Annotated in this window: 16 protein-coding genes; 6 read left to right on the top strand and 10 right to left on the bottom strand. The window is 63.1% G+C overall.

Going from position 1 to position 18,605, the window contains the following annotated elements; all coding sequences use genetic code 11:
• Window positions 1-222: 222 nt before the first annotated feature.
• A complete protein-coding gene (locus FAY22_RS22575; protein ID WP_168204742.1) occupies window positions 223-2,940 on the bottom strand; it encodes a LuxR C-terminal-related transcriptional regulator in 2,718 nt (905 codons plus the stop codon).
• 831 nt (window positions 2,941-3,771) lie between these two features.
• Between FAY22_RS22575 and FAY22_RS02530 the strand changes: the two genes are divergently transcribed.
• The 4 genes from FAY22_RS02530 (at window position 3,772) to FAY22_RS02515 (ending at window position 6,630) form a co-directional block, all read left to right on the top strand.
• Window positions 3,772-4,341, top strand: coding sequence for a DUF6160 family protein (locus FAY22_RS02530; protein WP_146328769.1), 570 nt, complete (start codon window positions 3,772-3,774; stop codon window positions 4,339-4,341).
• Window positions 4,342-4,574: 233 nt separating this feature from the next.
• A complete protein-coding gene (locus FAY22_RS02525; RefSeq protein ID WP_246860632.1) occupies window positions 4,575-5,216 on the top strand; it encodes a hypothetical protein in 642 nt (213 codons plus the stop codon).
• Between the two features lie 18 nt (window positions 5,217-5,234).
• On the top strand, window positions 5,235-6,152 hold the full coding sequence (locus FAY22_RS02520) for a hypothetical protein (RefSeq protein WP_246860631.1): 918 nt from the start codon (window positions 5,235-5,237) through the stop codon (window positions 6,150-6,152).
• 1 nt (window position 6,153) lies between these two features.
• Entirely contained in the window at window positions 6,154-6,630 is a 477-nt protein-coding gene (locus tag FAY22_RS02515) for a hypothetical protein (protein WP_146328767.1), read from the top strand.
• Window positions 6,631-6,814: 184 nt separating this feature from the next.
• On the opposite strand, the gene FAY22_RS22570 is transcribed toward FAY22_RS02515, so the two are convergent.
• Complete coding sequence (locus tag FAY22_RS22570; RefSeq protein ID WP_146328766.1) at window positions 6,815-8,476, bottom strand: methyl-accepting chemotaxis protein; 1,662 nt, start codon at window positions 8,474-8,476, stop codon at window positions 6,815-6,817.
• Window positions 8,477-8,743: 267 nt separating this feature from the next.
• On the opposite strand from FAY22_RS22570, the gene FAY22_RS02505 reads away from it, so the two are divergent.
• Window positions 8,744-9,640: a LysR family transcriptional regulator gene (locus FAY22_RS02505; protein WP_146328765.1), complete on the top strand. Its 897-nt coding sequence runs from the start codon at window positions 8,744-8,746 to the stop codon at window positions 9,638-9,640.
• 19 nt (window positions 9,641-9,659) lie between these two features.
• Here the strand turns inward: FAY22_RS02505 and FAY22_RS02500 are convergent, their stop codons facing one another.
• The 8 genes from FAY22_RS02500 to FAY22_RS02465 all read right to left on the bottom strand — a co-directional run bounded on the left by FAY22_RS02500 (window position 9,660) and on the right by FAY22_RS02465 (window position 17,649).
• Window positions 9,660-10,367, bottom strand: coding sequence for a class I SAM-dependent methyltransferase (locus FAY22_RS02500; RefSeq protein ID WP_146328764.1), 708 nt, complete (start codon window positions 10,365-10,367; stop codon window positions 9,660-9,662).
• A 76-nt stretch (window positions 10,368-10,443) separates the two neighbouring features.
• Window positions 10,444-11,448, bottom strand: coding sequence for a TRAP transporter substrate-binding protein (locus tag FAY22_RS02495; protein ID WP_146328763.1), 1,005 nt, complete (start codon window positions 11,446-11,448; stop codon window positions 10,444-10,446).
• A gap of 21 nt (window positions 11,449-11,469) precedes the next feature.
• Window positions 11,470-12,324: a CoA ester lyase gene (locus tag FAY22_RS02490; RefSeq protein WP_371417341.1), complete on the bottom strand. Its 855-nt coding sequence runs from the start codon at window positions 12,322-12,324 to the stop codon at window positions 11,470-11,472.
• A 6-nt stretch (window positions 12,325-12,330) separates the two neighbouring features.
• Window positions 12,331-13,686: an MmgE/PrpD family protein gene (locus FAY22_RS02485; protein ID WP_146328762.1), complete on the bottom strand. Its 1,356-nt coding sequence runs from the start codon at window positions 13,684-13,686 to the stop codon at window positions 12,331-12,333.
• A gap of 23 nt (window positions 13,687-13,709) precedes the next feature.
• Window positions 13,710-14,888, bottom strand: a complete 1,179-nt coding sequence (locus FAY22_RS02480) for a CaiB/BaiF CoA-transferase family protein (protein ID WP_146328761.1) — start codon at window positions 14,886-14,888, stop codon at window positions 13,710-13,712.
• Between the two features lie 10 nt (window positions 14,889-14,898).
• Window positions 14,899-16,059, bottom strand: coding sequence for an acyl-CoA dehydrogenase family protein (locus FAY22_RS02475; RefSeq protein WP_146328760.1), 1,161 nt, complete (start codon window positions 16,057-16,059; stop codon window positions 14,899-14,901).
• Window positions 16,060-16,074: 15 nt separating this feature from the next.
• Complete coding sequence (locus FAY22_RS02470) at window positions 16,075-16,938, bottom strand: MaoC family dehydratase N-terminal domain-containing protein (RefSeq protein ID WP_146328759.1); 864 nt, start codon at window positions 16,936-16,938, stop codon at window positions 16,075-16,077.
• A 126-nt stretch (window positions 16,939-17,064) separates the two neighbouring features.
• Window positions 17,065-17,649, bottom strand: a complete 585-nt coding sequence (locus FAY22_RS02465) for a TetR/AcrR family transcriptional regulator (RefSeq protein ID WP_246860630.1) — start codon at window positions 17,647-17,649, stop codon at window positions 17,065-17,067.
• A gap of 129 nt (window positions 17,650-17,778) precedes the next feature.
• Between FAY22_RS02465 and FAY22_RS02460 the strand changes: the two genes are divergently transcribed.
• The gene (locus FAY22_RS02460; protein ID WP_146328758.1) at window positions 17,779-18,597 is read left to right on the top strand and encodes a metal-dependent hydrolase; all 819 of its coding nucleotides are present in this window, start codon (window positions 17,779-17,781) and stop codon (window positions 18,595-18,597) included.
• Window positions 18,598-18,605 lie beyond the last annotated feature (8 nt).

Genomic DNA, 18,605 nt, shown 5'->3' with positions numbered 1-18,605 from the left:
CAATTCCAGCGTGGTTTACGCCGAAAGCAGTGCACAAAATTGCAGAGAGGAAATTAAAAGAATTCCCTGTGGAAATAATTCAGAAAAACGTACGCGATTGAAGCGCTATTGAGGTACTCGGGCACTTCATTTGAAGTTGCCCAATACCTTTGAGAAGAGGAAAGCGAGGGGTACGAAGCAAGGTGCACGATGCCACGAAGCACCACGCGTTTGCAAAAGCGCTCAGGCGATGATGGATAGCTTCCGGGCGACCGAAATCGCTTCGGTACGGGTGTGAGCGCCCAATTTGAGATTGATATTACGTAAATGCGTTTTGACCGTGGTAACGGAAACGAACAGCTTTTCGGCAATGGCCTGGTTGCCATAGCCTTTTGCAAGCAGGGTCAGCACATCCAGTTCGCGCCCGGTCAATTCGCTTTCCAGCGCTCCGTGAGGCTGGCGCGGCTCCATGGCCGCGCTGTCGCCTCCATGAAAGGCCGGCGCGGATGCGCCGTTCTTCAGTGAATTCAGGATGCGTTCCGCAAAGAAGTGCAGCGCGCCGTTTTCCACGCTGGACGCGTCCTTCATGCTCTTGAGCATGTCATTCACCAATGCCAGCAGCGCCGGCCCCTCATCCTTGAAGACCCGCACGAACCCCTCACCCAGCGCGTCCTGCAGGGCTTCCTTGATGGTTCGCAATGCGGGATTGCGCTGGCCGGCCAGATGCAGCGCCAGCGCATAGAGTGCCTTGACCCGCAAGGCATAGCGCACGCGCCCGCGCGCCTGGGCATCCTGCAAGTGCTCCTTGAGCAAAGGCAGCGTGGCCGCCGCCTGGCCGCCATGCACTTGCAGGCGCATGGCGCCGAGTAGCGGGGTTTCGATATCCTCGGCGATCATCTGCAGGTCGCGATGCTGCCAGGCGGGCGCAATGCCGACCAGCGAAAACATCGTCTTCGCCGCTTCCAGATCGCCGTCGAGAACGGCCCCCCTGGCCCGCTCCAGGCGCGCCGCATCGGTGATCCGCTGCAGGTTGCGCTGCATGCCGAGCTGCTCCAGCTCCAGCAGGATTTGCAGGGCACCGTTCACGTTGCCCTCGGCACGCAAAATACGGGCGTAAATCACATGACTGGCAATGAGCTGATCCGGAATGCCGGCATCCTTGATCAAGGGCAAGTAAAGTTTCAACAGGCGCTTGGCTTCTTCCAGCGCATCCATCTCGTACAGCACTTCCGCCAGGTAGATGCTGGCAAAGCCGGCGTCGGCGCCATACCGGCGGTTCGGCACGTCGGACTCGGCACCCATGATCGCGCGCATGCGCGGTGCGGTTCCGCGCACGCGCACCTGCGACTCGTCGCCGATCAGGGCGCGCAGGCGCGCCCCCGCCGCGCGCAAGTGTCCTTGTCGCAGGTCCAGCATGCCATGCATGTACCCGGCCACCGTCACGCTGAACAAGGGTCCGACGGCCGAATGCTCGCGCGTGGCCTGGTCGAGGAGCATGCGCGCTTCCTGGTACCTGCCGGCCGTCGCATAGTAGTAGGCGCAACCGATCATCAGCATGCTGCGCAAGAGCGGCTCCTGCGCGGCGCTGCCGAGGATCTGCGGATCATCCCACATCGGCGCCGTCTGCTCGACGCGATCGAGCATGACCAGGCTGAAGGTCCTGAGCACGTGAAACGTCGGATGCGAAATCGGCGAGGCGCCGTCTTCGTTGGTGACGGTCTCCAGCAGCGTCAGCGCCTCCTCGCTGCGATTGATATGGATAAGCACCCATGCGTAGACCGACATCAGCTTCGGATAGGCCGCCAGGCTGGCACGGTCGAGCGCATCGAGCCAGCGCGCCAGCAGGCGCACGCGTCCTTGCAGGAACAAGGGTTCCGCAGTCTCGCTCAGCAAATCGAATAGCAGCTTCTTGTCACCGGACGCGATGGCGTGATCGATCGCGGGAATCGGGCGCTCCTGTTCGACATACCAGAGCGCGGCGCGCCGGTGCAGTGACGATGCGAGTCCCGGATATTGCCGGCCGAGCTGGGCGCGCAAAAAACCGGCAAAAAGCGGGTGATAGCTGTACCAGACGTGCTGCTCGTCGAGCGCCGTCATGAACATGTTGGAGCGCTCCAGTTCCTGCAGCAGGACGCCGCTGTCCGCGCGTCCCGTGACCGCATTGCAGCTGTCGGCGCAAAACTTCTGAAGAATGCTGGTTTGAAGAATGAAATCCTGCACCGGCTTGGGACGGTGCGACAGGACGTCCTCGGCAAGGTAGGACGCGACGACCGTGTTGGAGCCGGAAAATGTCCGGATGTACTGCTTGGGATTGTCGTTGCTCTCCAGCGCCAGCGATGACAGCCACAATGCCGCCGCCCACCCGCCGGTGACTTCCTGCAGCCGTTCCACATCCTGGCTGTCGAGCCCCAGATTGCGCTTGCCGCACAAGAAGCGCGTGGTTTCCTCAAGACTGAATCTGAGTTGCGCGGCGTCGATCTCCAGCATCTGCTGGCAAGCGCGCAGACGGCCCACGCTTAACATCGGCAGCTCGCGCGAGCCGATCACGATTTTTTGCTGCGGACCGAGCATTTCAAGCAGTTGCTGAATAATCGAAAGCGCCGCCGGGTTATGCAGGTGTTCAAACTCGTCCAGCATCAGCATGAATGGCAGCGGTGTCGCGGCCATGGCCTGCGCCAGCTCGAAAAGCTGGTCGTCGCCCGCGCTCTGACGCGTTTGCGTGCCGGACGGCGGAATCTGGCTTATTTGCGCAAACGCCTGACCAAGGCAGGTCATGAACCGGTCCAGGTCATTATCCCCGGCATCGAGCGTCAACCAGGCAATGGTGCACCTGTCGGCGATGAAAGCATCGTAAATATGGCGCAGCAGAGTCGTCTTGCCGAATCCCGCGGGCGCTTGCACCAGGATAAGCTTGGCATCCTCGGCCTGCCTGATCCGGTCGATCAGGCGTTGGCGCGCCATAAATGGCGCACCCATTGCCGGAGGTCTGAATTTGGACGGCGGCGTCCGCAACACCATTTTTTTATCCGTGCCTGTTAAAAGAGTTTTTTGATCAATTACTTATTAAGGTAGCGCTACTTCGCAGCACATTATGCCGCCCTTGTAGATTCTGGGAAATAAATGCCATGAAGGATTACGTGGAAATTCCTAGAGGTGTGTTTCTAATAGGCAGGCAATTGTAATATTTCCCCTCGAACCGGGTACGGCCGGCCACCTCCACCGCCCCGCCCTTGAGCCGAGGCAGCCGAGGGCCGCGCCACGAACCTCCGGCCGGTAGACAAATAAACAAAATTACCGGGGCCGTCGCCGCGGCGGTCGAAAAGCCGATACCGACACGTCAAGAACGAAAAACAAGCCTGCCGGGGACGGCAAATATCGGATACGAAGCGATTGATGCTTCAAGAAATCGTTCCACGCCATTGCGTACGGATCCCGGACGAAGCGAAGAGAACCTCATGGATATTGGGTTGCAGCGAAAGCACCCGCTCACTTCCCTGGTGATTCGCCATGACGGATACCGTGCCGGCTCGGTTCACTGGCTCTCGAAGCCAATTCTTTGGCCCCAGCGGTCAGCGCGAAACACTCGGTTCGATCTTAACAATAACCTAAGATGAAGGCTCTTAATATTGCTTCAATGTTAAGAGCCGCAAGACGCGAAGCGCCGGCGAAATCTGGAATGTTGACAACACATGCCAAGAATCGCAAGCACCCACAAGGAGCATGGAGCAAGCGTTTGCAACATCGAAATAAAAAACTTTTAAGAAATTCTTTTACCATTTTGGAGACTACATAATGAAACTGATCAAGAAATCCGCTATCGCTCTGGCCCTGTCCGCAGTTTCCTTCGGCGCTTTCGCAATGACCTCCATCGATGACGCAGCGCTGAGCCAAGTTAGCGGCCAAGACGGCGTGTCGATCGCTGCTGACCTGAACATCAACATCGGTTCCTTCACCTACACCGACAAGTCCGCAGCAGGTAACGGCTCCGTGTCGTTCAACAACATCGGTATCCGTGGCGCCTTCATCATGACCATCGACGTGCTGAACGCTGCTCAGTTCAACGCTGGCGTGGTCGGCGCTCTGCAAGACACCTACTACGGCCTGGATCAAGCTGGCGCAACCAACCTGGCTCTGGCTACCAGCGCAGCACTGGGCCGTCCGGTTGACGCACAAGGTAACGGCGGCGACGTCGTTCAGTTCGCCTTCCCGAAGGTTACCGGCCAAGAAGCTCAAGCTCGCGCCGCTTCCATGTCGATCACGGTTGACTCGATCACCACCGGCAACGGCGGTGCTTCCTTCGGTAGCGTTGCTATCAAGAACTTCGACCTGCAAGGCACCAAGGTCTGGATGTTCGGTCACTAATCTCTTCTTGTTGCTGAAACAAGAGTCTGACCTCGTAGTATGAATACGCCCCCTTGCGCGAGCCGGGGGGCGTTTCTTTCAGTAGTGTTAAAAATCTTTCTGTAGAGATACTGCGCCTGGTGCTTAACATGATGAGCCTGCTCCGAATTGGTCTTGTATGCTTGACTGCGACTGCCGCACTGCTTGGTGCCGGTCCGGCCTCGGCACAGCTCCGGCCGATGTCGGAGAAGGAATTGTCGGCTACCTACGGCCAGGGCTTGCTGGACCTGACCAACAGCAGCTTCGTCTCCAACGGCGACACGCTTTACAGCACCCGCATCGCCATCGGCGCCGATGTCCTGCTGAACGCGAATTTTGGAAAAATCAACCTGGGCGCAAAGACGACCAACGGCGTCACCGACTGGAGCACGTCCTATATCGACATGCCGGTGCTGCAGTTCGGCCGCCTGGACAGCACGGCAGACAAGCGCCTGGTGCAAATCACCAATCCCTATTTCGAATTCGTCTACAAGAACGCGCCGGATGCAGCCACGCGCGAAGTGGTCGGCATGCGCATGGGCTTCGAGGGCATCAAGGGCGACATCGGGCTGACGATCAACACGCTGAGCGGATCGATGCTCATCGATGGTGTGGAATACAAGGGTTCTAAAATCGCAGGCCCTGCGATTCCTGGCGTGACTGCCGGCGACGTCAATGGCGCCAGCCGCGACTTCTGGATTTCGGCGCTCAAGACCGCCGTGCAGTTCCCGACGACGTCCGGCATGGCCGAACCGCCGTCTGTCGCACAGACGGGATTCTGGCTCAACTGGCGCGACAGGCTGACAGCCCTGAGCACCGCGAACGGCGCACCGCCGCCCAACGCCTTCAGGCGGTAACGCAAGGCGCGCCCGATCATGAAGCCCAGCCGATTCATGCCACGTCCCCGCAGCGCTTCCCCCGGCGCGTTGCTACTGTGCGCAACATTGGTCTGCCTCCAGGCGAACGCAGCCGGCCTGGAACCGTTGAGCGACGCGGCGCTGTCGTCCGTGCGAGGCGGCGATGGCGTCAGCTTCGACCTGAACAATTTCTCGATGTCGGGCAATGCGAAGATCACCTATCTCGCACCCACAGGAGCCAGCGCGTACATCAGCAATATCTATCTTGCGCGTTCGGACGACACCAGCAATCCCTTCGGCGATCCCTATACCCTGGACGTCAGAACGGCATCCGGGCTGGCGGACGTGATCGAGCTGATGTTTCCGAAAAATTCGGCGGGGCTCGCGAAGTGGCAGTTCGCCTACGATTGGGGCGTCAACGCGAATGACATGACCTTCGAAGGCGGCAGCACCGTTTTCAAGGACGTGGTGTTCTACGGCGGCGGCCTGCAGCTTTTCCCGCCGCGCGCCGGCGAGGGCATCGGCTTCGGCCTCGGCCTGCGCATGGATATCGGCGAAATCCTGGTGCGCCCGCGCGGACGCGACGATATAACGAATCCGGATTCGACTGCCGAGCAAATGAGGTTCAGCAGGATTCGGGTGGGCGCCGTCGGCAGCGACGGCATCAGCATCACCTCTTCGCCCTGGCAAATCGCCGATGCCGGCGCACAACCGGGCGTGATTAACGCGGTAACCGATCCCAACGACCCGACCAAGTCGCGCCTGCACATCGGCATCGGCTGGCCCGACCTTGACCGCGCGCCGAATGGCGCCGCGGTAGGCGGCATAGAAATCGGAAATATTTCATTCGGAAACAGCACTGCGCCATTCGATCTCGGCGCCAGCCGCATCGGCAACATACAGATCCAGTATCTGGACATTAAATTCAAGCCCTGACATGTACAAGAAATTGCTTAGCTTTATTGCTGGAATATGTGTCAGTGCCGGAGCACTGTCGCAGGGTTTGCGCCCGCTGGACGATGGCGAACTGTCCAAAGTGAGCGGCAAGGACGGTATCGGCATCATGATGGACCTGCGGCTCAATACGACGTCGCTGACCGATTCCAGCGCAAACGGTCATGTCGCTCTGGGCTTCAAGGGCGAGGACGGCAAGACCAACTATATTGTCGTCAAGAACCCGCGCGGCGCACTGTTTACTGGCATAGGGATCGATGTCAAGAACCGCACGGACGGCGGCCCCGACTACGTCGCGGTGAAACTGCCCAGCGACACACTATTCAGCAACTTCGGTTTCGAGTCGATCAACGCGCAAAGCGATCCGGCGGCCGTGGTGCCGTTCAACCAGACCCTCGGCGGTTTGAAGATCGACGGCAAGATGAACATGACGGGCGAGCTCCGGCTCTGGTCGCATTAATCCGAATGACGAGCCAGCCCCCTACAATCGCACCGCCGGCCGAATGGAACGCCGCGTCCTTGTCCATTCGGCTGCGCCTTATCCGGCGCCATCAGCGCCTGCGGCACATGCGTCGTCGGTTCGCCAGACGCGCCGCCGCGGCAGCGCTAGCGTGGCGCATGCCTCATACCGCCTGAACTTCCTGTCACTCGTTGGCCGCTGCAAGCATCGGTGCCGGCTCGGGCCGGCGCAGCGTGACAATGCGGGCCGCCTGCGATGAGGCTTCCGCTGCCTGCGGTTCATCCTGTTGCGGCTCCGTCGCGCCGTCCAACCGGAAAACGCTCACCGCGTGCGCCAGGGCTTCGGCCTGGTGCTGCATCGCATCCGACGAGGCGGCGGCCTGCTCCACCAGCGCCGCGTTCTGCTGCACCGCTTCATCCATCTGCGCGATGGCCAGGTTGACCTGCTCGATGCCGGCGCTCTGCTCGCGGCTGGCGGCGCTGATTTCACCGACGATGTCGCTCACATGCCTGACGCTGTCGAGGATTTCATGCATCGTGGCGCCGGCCTGGTCGACCAGCCTGGTTCCGGCATCGACCTGACTGACCGAATCGGTGATCAGCACCTTGATTTCCTTGGCGGCGGCGGCCGAGCGCTGCGCCAGGCTGCGCACCTCGCTGGCGACGACCGCGAAGCCGCGCCCCTGCTCGCCGGCGCGCGCGGCTTCCACCGCAGCGTTCAGCGCCAGGATATTGGTCTGGAAGGCAATGCCGTCGATGACACTGATGATCTGCTCGATCTTCTTTGCCGAGCCGCTGATCGAACCCATCGTATCGACGACCTGCCCCACCACCGCACTGCCCTTGCTCGCGACTTCTGACGCGGACAGGGCGAGCTGATTGGCCTGCTGCGCATTGTCGGCATTCTGCCGCACGGTTGCCGTCAGCTCCTCCATCGAGGAGGCGGTTTCCTGCAGCGTGCTGGCCTGCTGTTCTGTGCGCGACGACAGGTCGAGGTTGCCGGAGGCGATTTCGCCCGACGCGGTCTTCATGGTTTCGGTGCCGCTGCGCACCCGGCTGACGATGCGAACGAGGCTGTCGTTCATGTCCTTGAGCGCCTGCATCAACTGGCCGGTTTCATCCTTCGATTTGACGGTGACTTCGGCGCTAAGGTCGCCATCGGCCACCCGGCGCGCAACGCCGACCGCTTCGTGCAGCGACCGGGTGATGCTGCGCGATACTACCCAGGCGCCGCCGGCGCCGAGCAGCAGCGCCACGCCGGTAATGGCCAGCGTGAGGATGAGCGCGATTTTGTACGACTTTTCCGCCGCGGAAAACGCCTTGTCGGCCAGGCTTTCCTGGTAGCGCACCATTTCGTCCATGGCAGAGACCCACTTGCGCTGCGCCGCGCGCACTTCATTGCTGAGCAGCGGAGCGGCTTCGGCGCGCTTGTTCTCGCGCAACAGGCCGATCACCTTGTCGGTCAGGGGATCGATTTCGGCGCGCGCCGCCTCGATCTTGGCGAGCACTTCCTTGCCGTGTTCGTCGCCCAGGCGCGCGGTCAGCGATTCGATATGCGCGGCATACTCGTCGCGGTCGTCGGCAATGCTGTCCGATTCCCGCGCCAGTTGATCCTCATCGTCGGTGAGCGCCATGTTGCGGGTGGCGATGGCAATCGACAGCACGGCGCGGCGCATCTCGCCGATGGACTTGATCTTGGCGTTGTTGTCGTTGACGATGCGGTCGAGGCTTTGCTGGATCTGCGCCATGCGGGACACGCCGGTCAGCGCCAGCGCGACCATGAGGGTCAGAACGAGGCCGAAACCGGCTCCCAGGCGCACGCCGATTTTCAGGTTGGTGATTTTCATTGGTTTGCTCCCTGCGTGCGTTTGGCCATGACTTCCCTGCCACGGTAACCAGCACGATTGCTACCCCTGAGCAATTTTCTTGCCAGCCACAAAATATGCAAAATACGGGCGACTTTTCCGGATGCTTACCATGGCATCGTTTTCCTTGATGCCAATGTGGTCATTCCAATAAGCGGGAAGTGGCTTCCTGTTTTTGGAAATGGGCAGCCGCGCCACTTGCGACAGTTCAACGGCGTAAAATGCCTTTTTCAGAAATGCTTCCTCATCATGCTTTTCGATCTCACCGACCTGCGCCTGTTTATCGCCATAGCCGAGCTCAAGAGCATGACGCGCGCGGCCGAACGCCTGCACCTGTCACTGGCGGCGGCCAGCAGCCGCATCAAGGAACTGGAGGCGCGCTTCGGCGTGCGCCTGCTCTATCGCGAGAACAAGGGCGTGCAACTGGCGCCGGCCGGCGAGACGCTGCTGGTCCATGCGCAGCAATTCATGCAGCAGGTGGAGCGGCTGAAAGGCGACATGCAGCAGTACAACAACGGCATCAAGGGCCATATCCGCATCTTCGCCAACACCACCGCCGTGACCGAATTCATGCCGGAAGTGCTGGGCGACTTCCTGGCGAAGCACCCGCAAGTGAATGTGGCGCTGGAAGAAAGGCTGAATCACGACATCGTGCGCGCGGTGCACGAGGGCACGGCCGACATCGGCATCGTCGCCGGCGACATCCAGTCGCCCGGCCTGCAGATCCTGAATTTCTCCACCGACCGGCTGGTACTGGCGACCTCTCCCGCCCACCCGCTGGCGCAATCCGGCCACGTTCCTTTTGCCGCCACGCTGGAATACGACCATATCGGCCTGCACGAGGGAAGCACGCTGCAGCATTTCCTGAACCGAATCGTGGCCGAAAACGGCAAACAGCTCAAAATGCGCATTCAGGTGCGCAGCTTCGAAGCGATGTGCCGCATGATCGAAGCCGACGTCGGCATCGGCATCCTGCCGCAGTCGGCGGCGCAGCGCCTGAGCCGTTCAATGCGGCTGGCGCTGGTGGAGCTGGACGAGCCGTGGGCGGTGCGCGAACGCAGCGTGGTAGTGCAGCAGCTCGAGACGCTGCCGCATTACGCGCGCGAACTGGTCGATTGCATTTGCCGCTGGGAGCAGGACAAGTAGCGCCTGTCCGGCCAAGGCCTCAGGCGTCCTTGCGCAGCAGGTCGACCCGCATCGGGATCTGAAAGAAGGCGCCGTCCGGCGTCATGTGCCGCTCGAACCGCTCGCGCACCTGTTCGTGCAGCTGCGGCGACAGCCGGTGCGCGGTGTGAGTCACATTGAGCACGCCGCGCTCGAATTGCGCGAAGTCCCGAAAGCGCAGCGGCGCCTTGAAGAAGATCTGCCTGACCAGCGCCATGCGGCCGTCGTCGACGGCGCGCCGGACCGCTTCGAAGGCGGCGCTGCGCACCCGCTCCTCGTCATGGAACAGCCGCATGATCTCGTTGTATTCGCCGGCGAAAATCGGTTCCGACAGCCAGGCCAGCCCGCCGGGCCTCAGGACGCGCCGGATTTCGTCGAGCGCACGGTCCATCTCCGCCAGCGGCACGTGGTGCAGCGACTTGAACATCAGCACGATGTCGAAGCTCGCGTCCTGCGCCGGGATAGCCTGCGCGCCGCCCGCAGCGAAACGCACCCGCGGCAGGCCGGCGATCTGCAGGTTCTTCGCGTGCTGTACTTCATCGACTTCGAGCGCCAGGATGGCTTCCACCTTGCCGCCCTCGGCGATGGCGCGCGTCTTTTCAGCCTTGCCGCAGCCCAGCTCGAGCACGCGCGCGCCGGCCGGCAGCACCTCGTTTAGCAGTTGCATTTCGTCGCAGACGAGTTCGATCGTATCGGGCGACAGCAGCATGCGCATCTCCTTCCCTGTTTCCTTCCCTGGACAGCGTCGGGGGCCGGCAGCACGGCGCCGCCCCCGCCCTGGGCGATTATTTGTAGCCGAGCGCCGCCGCTTCCTTGTTGACCGAGTCGATCAAGTCCTTGCCGATGCGGCCTGCCATCTGCGTGTGCACCGGTTGCAGCGCCTTGCGCCACTCCGCCTTTTCCTTGTCGTTCAGCACGTAGACATTCGTCTTGCCCGCCTTCTTGATGTTTTCCAGCGCCTGCGCGTTCTCCTGCTCCGCGATGGCGTTGGTGTACTTGGTCGCTTCCTTCATCGCGCCTTCCAGCGCGGTGCGGATGTCCGCCGGCAAGCCGTCCCAGAACTTCTTGTTGACGATCACCGCATAGCCGATATATCCGTGCTTCGACACGGTCATATTGCTCTGCACTTCATGCATCTTCTGGGTGTAGATGTTCGACGGCGTGTTCTCGGTGCCGTCCACCACGCCGGTCTGCAGCGCCTGGTACACCTCGGAGAACGCCATCACCTGCGGGTTGGCGCCGAGGGCGCGGAACTGGGCGTCGAGCACCTTGGACGACTGGATGCGCATCTTCAGGCCGCGGAAATCGGCCGGCGTGCGCAGCGGCTTGTTGGCGGTCATGTCCTTGAAGCCGTTGTCCCAGTAGGCCAGGCCGGTGATGCCCTTGGCTTCCAGCTTCTTGAACAGGCTCTTGCCGATCGGGCCTTCGGTGACGCGGTACAGCACTTCCCGGCTCGGGAAAATGTACGGCAGATCGAACACCTCGAATTCCTTCACGCCGAGCGGGCCGAACTTCGCCAGCGACGGCGCCAGCATCTGGACCGACCCCAGCTGCAGCGCTTCCAGCTCTTCCTTGTCCTTGTACAGCGTGCTGTTCGGGTAGACCTCGACCTTCACGCGGCCGTTGGTCGCCTTCTCTGCCAGTTCCTTGAAGCGTTCGGCGCCCTTGCCCTTGGGCGTATCGTTTGCCACCACGTGGCTGAACTTGATGACGATCGGGCTTTGCGCGAAGGCGCTGCCGCTGGCGATCAGGGCGGCGAACAGCGCCGCGTGCAATTTATTCAGTTTCATCCTTGTCTCCTTTGAATTGAACTATGTACCAGGGTGCATCCGATCCGCCGGGTGCCTGCGCGCCGCTTCGTCCGCTATCTGCCTGGCGCGCAGAATGACCGGACGGTCGACCATTTTTCCATCCACCGCCACCGCCGCGCCGCCGCTGGCCGCGCTGGCATCCAGTATCCGTTTCGCCCAGGCGATGTCTGCGGCCGACGGGCTGAAGCACCTGTTCACCGCCGCGACCTGCTTCGGATGGATGCACAGCTTGCCGCCGAAGCCGAGCCGGCGCGCGCGCAGCGTGTCGCGCTCCAGTTCGCCCGCGTCGTCGATTGCCGTGCTCACGCCGTCCACCGGAGGCTGGGCGCTCGCCAGGCGCGATGCCAGCACCAGCTGCGAGCGGAAGTACAGCAGCGCGTCATCGTCGCCCTCGATGCCCAGGTCGAGCTTGAAATCGATGGAGCCGAACATCAGGCGCCGCACGCCCGGCGCTTCCGCCAGCACGCGCGCATTCTCAAAGCCGTGCGCGGTTTCTATCAGCGGATAAATCTCTTTCGCGCCGGCGTCATGCAACTCCAGCAGCTCGCCGGGCGCGCCGGCCTTGGGCAGCACGATGCCGGCCACGCCCGGCAGTCGGCACAAGGCCAGGTCGTCGTCAAACCAGCGCGTGTCTGCGCCGTTGATGCGCACCAGCACGGAGCGAGCTGGCGACAGCCAGGCTGCCAGTGCAGCGCGAGCCGCCTCCTTGTCGTCCGGCGGCACCGCATCCTCCAGGTCGACGATGACGGCATCGGCGCCGGCAGCGCAGGCCTTCTCGAAACGGTCGGCGCGGTTGCCGGGCACGAACAGGTAGGAGCGTGCCACCGGGTTGGATTCGGCTTGCGACATAGGCATGCCCTCTCAGGTGAGGAAATGGCCGACCGCGGCGGCGCGTTCGATATCCCACAGCTGGCGGAACACGGCCTGCATTTCCTGCTCCGTGGCGCCGCCGCTGAACTGCGCCAGGCGCAGCGCTTTCTGTTCCAGTTCGTCGCGCGACAGCGTGTTGCCCGGATCGCCCTTCGGTTCGTCGACGCGCCCGAGCAGCGTGCGCCCATCCACGGTCCGCACTTCCACCTTGCCTATCCAGCGCGCCGGATAGGCGCCGTCGACTTCGGGGTCGAGCGTCATGCCGACCTTGGCGCGGAATGCGGCGATGCGCGGATCGTTGAAATGGTCTTCGAATTCCTTCATGCCGGCGCGCTGGAACTGGGCGATCAGGCCGAGCACGGTGCCCATCGAGAATTTCGCCTGGTGCACGGTCTGCGGATTCACGACCGGGCCGAGCACGTCGATCGCTCCCTGATGCACCTGCGCGTTCACGGCGGCGATCTGTTCCGGCGCCAGGTTGTGTTCGGTGACGACCTGCAGCAAGGCGTCGGCGGCGGGATGGGTATGGCGGCACGATGCGTGGAACTTGAACGAGGTTTCCGCCAGCGCCCAGCGCTGCCCGAGGCGGTCGGTCAGTTTCGCCGCGTCGGCTTCCCACGACATGCCGGCGGCCATGCCCTGCGCGCCTTCCAGGATGCGCTTGGCGCCGGTAAAGCCGTCCCTGGCGAGATAGGCGGCCGTCAGCCCGGCGGCGGCGGCATGCGCGGTATGCAGCTGCTTGGAATCGGCGGCGTCGCGCAGGAATTCCCACAGGCCGGCAGCTTGCGTTCCGGCCGAGCCGAAGGCGTCGAGCATCTGCTCCGGCGTGAGTTTCAGCAGGCGGCCGACGGCGGCCGCGGCGGCGACGGTGCCGACGGTGCCGGTGGTGTGGAAAATCTTGTAGTGCGAGCGGCCGAGGAATTCGCCGATGCGGATGCCGACTTCGTAGCCGGCGACCGAGGCGGTCAGCAGTTCACGGCCGGAGCAGCGCAACTCCTGCGCCACGGCCAGCGCGGGCGAGAACACGACCGTTGCCGGGTGGAATACCGAACCGTTATGCACGTCATCCTGTTCCGCCACGTGCGACGAAGCGGCGTTGACCATGGCCGCGAACAGCGGCGAGGTGCGGCGGCGCGAGATCAGCACCTCGGCGGCGCCGCTGTCCGGCCCCATCTGCCGCGCGAAGCGCTCGATGGTTTCCACCGGGCGCGCACCCTTGCCGGCAACGGCCGAGCCGAACCAGTCGAGCAGCAGGTCTTCCGCGCGCCGCACCACCGCCGGCGGAATGTCTTCGAAGCGCAGGTTGGCGGCGAAGGCCGCGAGGGTCTTGCTGGGATGATCGGTCATGTCGGCGTGTCTCCGGATATGGTTCAGATGGCTTTTTGCTGGCGCAGTTTCACGATGGCGTCGTCCGCGTAGCCGAGTTCGCGCAGGATGCCGTCGGTATGCTGGCCCAGCGCGGGAATCGGGTCCATGCGCGAGGTGTACGTATTGGGCACGCCGGGCGGCAGCAGCGCAGGCACCTTGCCGGCGGGCGTGTCGACCTCGGTCCAGCGCTCGCGCGCTTTCAACTGCGGGTGCTGCCACAAGTCGTGCATGTCGTTCATGTGGGCATTGGCGATCTGAGCCTCGTCCAGGCGGGCGATCACCTGCTCGGCGCTCATCGCGGCAAACACGTCGACGATGATCGCCCGCAGTTCGGCGCGCGCCACGGTGCGGCGCGAGTTCGACGAAAAGCGCTCATCGGTCGCCAGTTCCGGCTGGCGCAGCACCTTGTCGCAGAAGGCCACCCATTCGCGCTCGTTCTGCAAGCCGAGCATGACCGTCTTGCCGTCGCCGGCCGGGAACGGGCCGTACGGATAGATCGTGGCATGCGCGGCGCCGGCGCGTGGCGGCGGCGAAGCGCCATCGAAGGCGTAGTACAGCGGATAGCTCATCCACTCGACCATGCTCTCCAGCATCGACACATCGATGTTGCAGCCCTTGCCGGTCTTGCCGCGCTGAATCAGCGCCGCGAGGATATTGCTGTACGCATACATGCCGGCGGAAATGTCGGCGATCGAGCAGCCCGCCTTGGCCGGTTCTTCCGGCGTGCCGGTGATCGACAGGAAGCCCGATTCGCTCTGGATCAGCAAGTCGTAGGCTTTCCTGTCGCGGTAGGGACCGTCCGAACCGTAGCCGGAAATGTCGCACACGATCAGGCGCGGGAATTTTTCGCGCAAGGCGTCGTACGACAGGCCGAGGCGCGCCGCCGCACCGGGCGCGAGGTTCTGCACCAGCACGTCGGCGCCTTCCAGCAGCTTGTCGAGGATCACGGTCGCCTCCTCGTGCTTGACGTCGAGCGTCAGGCTTTCCTTCGAGCGGTTGGTCCACACGAAATGCGAGGCTAGGCCGTTGACGCGTTCGTCATAGGCGCGCGCGAAGTCGCCCACGCCGGGGCGCTCGACCTTGATCACGCGTGCGCCGAGGTCGGCCAGCTGGCGGGTGCAGAATGGCGCGGCAATCGCGTGTTCCAGGGTGACGACGGTGATTCCATCCAATGGGCGCATGCTCATCTCCTCAGAACGAACGCGGCAGGCCGAGCACGTGCTCCGCCACATGCGACAGGATCAGGTTGGTCGAGATCGGCGCGACCTGGTACAGGCGGGTTTCGCGGAACTTGCGCTCGACATCGTATTCGCAGGCAAAGCCGAAGCCGCCGTGGAACTGCAGGCAGGCGTTGGCCGCTTCCCAGGAGGCGTCCGCCGCCAGCATCTTCGCCATGTTGGCTTGGGTGCCGCACGGCTGCCGGGCGTCGAACAGCTCCGCCGCCTTGAAGCGCATCAGGCTGGCCGCCTCGACGTTGACGAAGGCGCGCGCGATCGGGAACTGCACGCCCTGGTTCTGGCCGATCGGGCGGCCGAACACCACGCGCTCGTTGGCGTACTTCACCACCTTGTCGATGAACCAGTAGCCGTCGCCGATGCATTCGGCGGCGATCAGCGTGCGCTCGGCGTTCAGTCCGTCGAGGATGTACTTGAAGCCCTTGCCCTCCTCGCCGATCAGGTTCTCTTCCGGGATCTCCAGGTTGTCGAAGAACAGCTCGTTGGTTTCATGGTTCACCATGTTCGGGATCGGCCGCACGGTCATGCCCTTGCCGATCGCATCGTGCAGGTTGACGATGAAGATCGACATGCCTTCCGATTTCTTCTTCACGTCCGCCAGCGGCGTGGTGCGCGCCAGCAGGATCATCAGGTCGGAATGCTGCACGCGCGAGATCCACACCTTCTGGCCGTTGACCACGTAGCGGTCGCCCTTCTTCACCGCGACGGTCTTGATCTTGGTGGTGTCGGTGCCGGTGGTCGGCTCGGTCACCGCCATCGACTGCAGGCGCAGCTCGCCGGTGGCGATCTTCGGCAGGTACTGGCGCTTCTGCTGCTCCGAGCCGTGGCGCAAGAGCGTGCCCATGTTGTACATCTGGCCGTGGCAGGCGCCGGAATTGCCGCCGGAGCGGTTGATCTCTTCCATGATGACCGAGGCTTCGGTCAGGCCCAGGCCGGATCCGCCGTATTCCTGCGGAATCAGCGCGGCCAGCCAGCCGGCATGGGTCAATGCGTCGACGAACTGCTCGGGATAGCCGCGCTCCTCGTCGATCTTGCGAAAATATTCGGCCGGAAATTCGGCGCACAGGCTGCGCACCGCGTCGCGGATGTCCTGGTAGGCGTCGTGCTGGGCTGTCATTGATGTACTCCTGAATTAGTTCTTGAGCGTGGCGGTGGCCTGCATCGCAAGCTCGCCGCGAATATTCTTGGCCCACAGCTGGACGGTGCGGCCGTCGGCGGCGGGCTGCCCGCACACCTCGAACGGTTCGATGTCGAAGATCGGCCCGACGGCGCGGAATTCGAATGCGGCCAGCTGGGCCTCGGGCCGGTTGCGGTACAACAGGTCGACCAGCAGCGTGGCGATCAAGGGGCCGTGCACGATCAGGCCCGGGTAGCCCTCTACCTCGGTGACGTAGCTGCGGTCGTAGTGGATGCGGTGGCCGTTGAAGGTGAGCGCCGAATAGCGGAACAGCAGCACCGGATCGGGCGTGACGGTGCGCGACCAGGCGGCGTCGGCCGGCGCCGGCTTCGGCGCGGGCGCTTCGGCGCCCTTGGCCGGCATGTCGCGGTAGACGATGTCATGTTCTTCGGTGATGGCGACGGTGCCGCCGTGCGCGATCTGGTGCTGCACCGTGACGAAGGCCAGGTTGCCGCTCCGGCCCTGCTTGGCGGTGACGTTCAGGATGCGCGAAGTGCGGGTGGCGGGCGTGCCGATCGGCAGCGGCGCGTCGAACGTCAGCCGGCCGCCGGCCCACATGCGGCGCGGCAGCGGCACCGGCGGCAAAAAGCCGCCGCGTTTGGCGTGCCCGTCCGGGCCGACTTCGGATTGCGCATGAATCGACCAGAAATAAATCCAGTGCCACAGCGGCGGCAATGCCTCGCCCGGCTGCGGCGGCACCGCGCGGTCGAGCACGGCGGCCAGCGCGGCGGCCATGTTGGGGGAAATGGTGTCGTGATGTTGCTCGGTCTTGCCAGTCCACTGTTGCAGAAAAGCCAAGTCGAGGGAAGCGCTATCCATGATGATCTGTGCAGGAATCGTGTGTTGAGGACCCTGCGCAGTGTGTGCCCGCACTGGCGAAGTGACAATCTGGATTTTTGGAAGGGGGGCTTTGCCTGCGCTTGAGGTCAGAGCCTGTTCGGCATCTTAGGCGACCGCGCGCACCAGCTGCACGGCCGGCGCCACCAGTTCTTCCAGCAGGCCCACCCGCTCGCGCTCGATGGCGCGCAGCACCAGCTCGTGGATGCCGCCCACCACCGCCAGCGCCATGTCCGCCGACAGCGGCGGCCGCTCGCCGTTGCCGCTGCGCTGCCCATTCACCACGTCCAGCATGAAGGCGACGATCTGGTCATGCGCGCGGCGCCGCGCCATGAGGCCGGCCGCGCCCAGGCCGAGAATCTCGATGAACAGGGTGCGGATCAGCACCGGGTTCTGCGACAGGCAGCCGAGGTAGGCGCGCATCGCCTGCTCCACTTGGTCGTGCCAGTCGCGGTTCGCGTCGATGGCGTGGCGCAGTACGTTGAGCGCATTAAGGCTGGCGGCTTCGTACAGTGCGATCAGGCAATCGGCCTTGGTGGAAAAATGTTCGTAGAAGGTGCGCCGCGACACGCTTGCGGCGCGCACGATGTCGGCAATCGTGGTTTCGGCGTAGCCCTTGCTCGCGACGGCATGCGCCATTCCCTCGAGCAAACGCGCCCGATGCGGGTTGCCGGCAACCTCGCTGCTGAACATTTGATTCATCTCCTTGGCAAATCGATTGGTACTTGACAGTACCGGCAATGAACACCACCATTATCGCATGGTACCAAGCAGTACCATTTCCGCTATCAAAGAATAATTGCAACCATTGGGGACTCCATCATGACCGACCTCGTCGTGCGCCGCCTGCTGATCGATCTGGAAACGCCGTTCGACCGGCACTGGCATGGCGGGGATGCCTTCCGCTCCGCGTTCTTCAATGCGCTGTCGATGAGTTTCCCGGTCGGCGAACAGTTTTTCATCGATGCGGTCCGCAACGGCTTCAAGGCACTGCCGCTCGACAAGCAGGAACAGTTCCGCAAAGAGGTGCAGGGCTTCGTCGGCCAGGAAGCGACGCATCGCCGCCTGCACGGGCTGTTCAACGGCCACCTGGAAAAGCAGGGACTGCAGAATGCCTGGGGCCCGCGCGCGCTGAAACGCCAGAAGCTGATCGAAGGCCTCGATCCGCGCCATGCGCTGGCCATCACCGCCGGCTACGAGCACTTCACCGCGATCTTTGCCGACTGGATGCTGCGTAACCATGACTTGCTCGACGGCGCGGAACCGCGCCTGAAAACCCTGTGGCTGTGGCACAGCGCGGAGGAGTCCGAACACAAGAGCACCGCGTTCGACCTGTATTGCGCGCTGGACGGATCGCACGATCGCCGCATCGCCTGGTTCCGCCGCACGACCTTCTTCTTCCTGACCGACGTGCTGCGCCAGACCATGAACAACCTGCGGCGCGACGGCACGCTGTGGCAATGGCGCACCTGGAAGAGCGGCGCCGGCTACCTGTTCGGCAAGCGCGGCGTGCTGCGGCAATCCTACCGGGCCTGGCGCGACTACTTCCGCGAGGATTTCCACCCGTCGCAGCAGGAAAGCGACCTGTCGCGCCGCTGGCTGGAAAACAATTCCGGCAACTACTCGGTGGTCGGCGCCTGATTCCCTCG

Origin of the sequence: Noviherbaspirillum sp. UKPF54 (assembly GCF_007874125.1) — a bacterium.
Lineage (GTDB): Bacteria > Pseudomonadota > Gammaproteobacteria > Burkholderiales > Burkholderiaceae_D > Noviherbaspirillum.
This window is presented reverse-complemented; position numbering and strand designations above follow the sequence as displayed.

Coding starts and splice junctions, on each gene's coding strand:
- FAY22_RS02515 (WP_146328767.1), top strand. CDS start 6,154: ATGTACAAGAAATTGCTTAGCTTTATTGCTGGAATATGTGTCAGTGCC.
- FAY22_RS02520 (WP_246860631.1), top strand. CDS start 5,235: ATGAAGCCCAGCCGATTCATGCCACGTCCCCGCAGCGCTTCCCCCGGC.
- FAY22_RS02490 (WP_371417341.1), bottom strand. CDS start 12,324: ATGCCTATGTCGCAAGCCGAATCCAACCCGGTGGCACGCTCCTACCTG.
- FAY22_RS22575 (WP_168204742.1), bottom strand. CDS start 2,940: ATGGCGCGCCAACGCCTGATCGACCGGATCAGGCAGGCCGAGGATGCC.
- FAY22_RS02500 (WP_146328764.1), bottom strand. CDS start 10,367: ATGCTGCTGTCGCCCGATACGATCGAACTCGTCTGCGACGAAATGCAA.
- FAY22_RS02480 (WP_146328761.1), bottom strand. CDS start 14,888: ATGCGCCCATTGGATGGAATCACCGTCGTCACCCTGGAACACGCGATT.
- FAY22_RS02460 (WP_146328758.1), top strand. CDS start 17,779: ATGACCGACCTCGTCGTGCGCCGCCTGCTGATCGATCTGGAAACGCCG.
- FAY22_RS02530 (WP_146328769.1), top strand. CDS start 3,772: ATGAAACTGATCAAGAAATCCGCTATCGCTCTGGCCCTGTCCGCAGTT.
- FAY22_RS02495 (WP_146328763.1), bottom strand. CDS start 11,448: ATGAAACTGAATAAATTGCACGCGGCGCTGTTCGCCGCCCTGATCGCC.
- FAY22_RS02470 (WP_146328759.1), bottom strand. CDS start 16,938: ATGGATAGCGCTTCCCTCGACTTGGCTTTTCTGCAACAGTGGACTGGC.
- FAY22_RS02505 (WP_146328765.1), top strand. CDS start 8,744: ATGCTTTTCGATCTCACCGACCTGCGCCTGTTTATCGCCATAGCCGAG.
- FAY22_RS02475 (WP_146328760.1), bottom strand. CDS start 16,059: ATGACAGCCCAGCACGACGCCTACCAGGACATCCGCGACGCGGTGCGC.
- FAY22_RS02485 (WP_146328762.1), bottom strand. CDS start 13,686: ATGACCGATCATCCCAGCAAGACCCTCGCGGCCTTCGCCGCCAACCTG.
- FAY22_RS22570 (WP_146328766.1), bottom strand. CDS start 8,476: ATGAAAATCACCAACCTGAAAATCGGCGTGCGCCTGGGAGCCGGTTTC.
- FAY22_RS02465 (WP_246860630.1), bottom strand. CDS start 17,649: ATGTTCAGCAGCGAGGTTGCCGGCAACCCGCATCGGGCGCGTTTGCTC.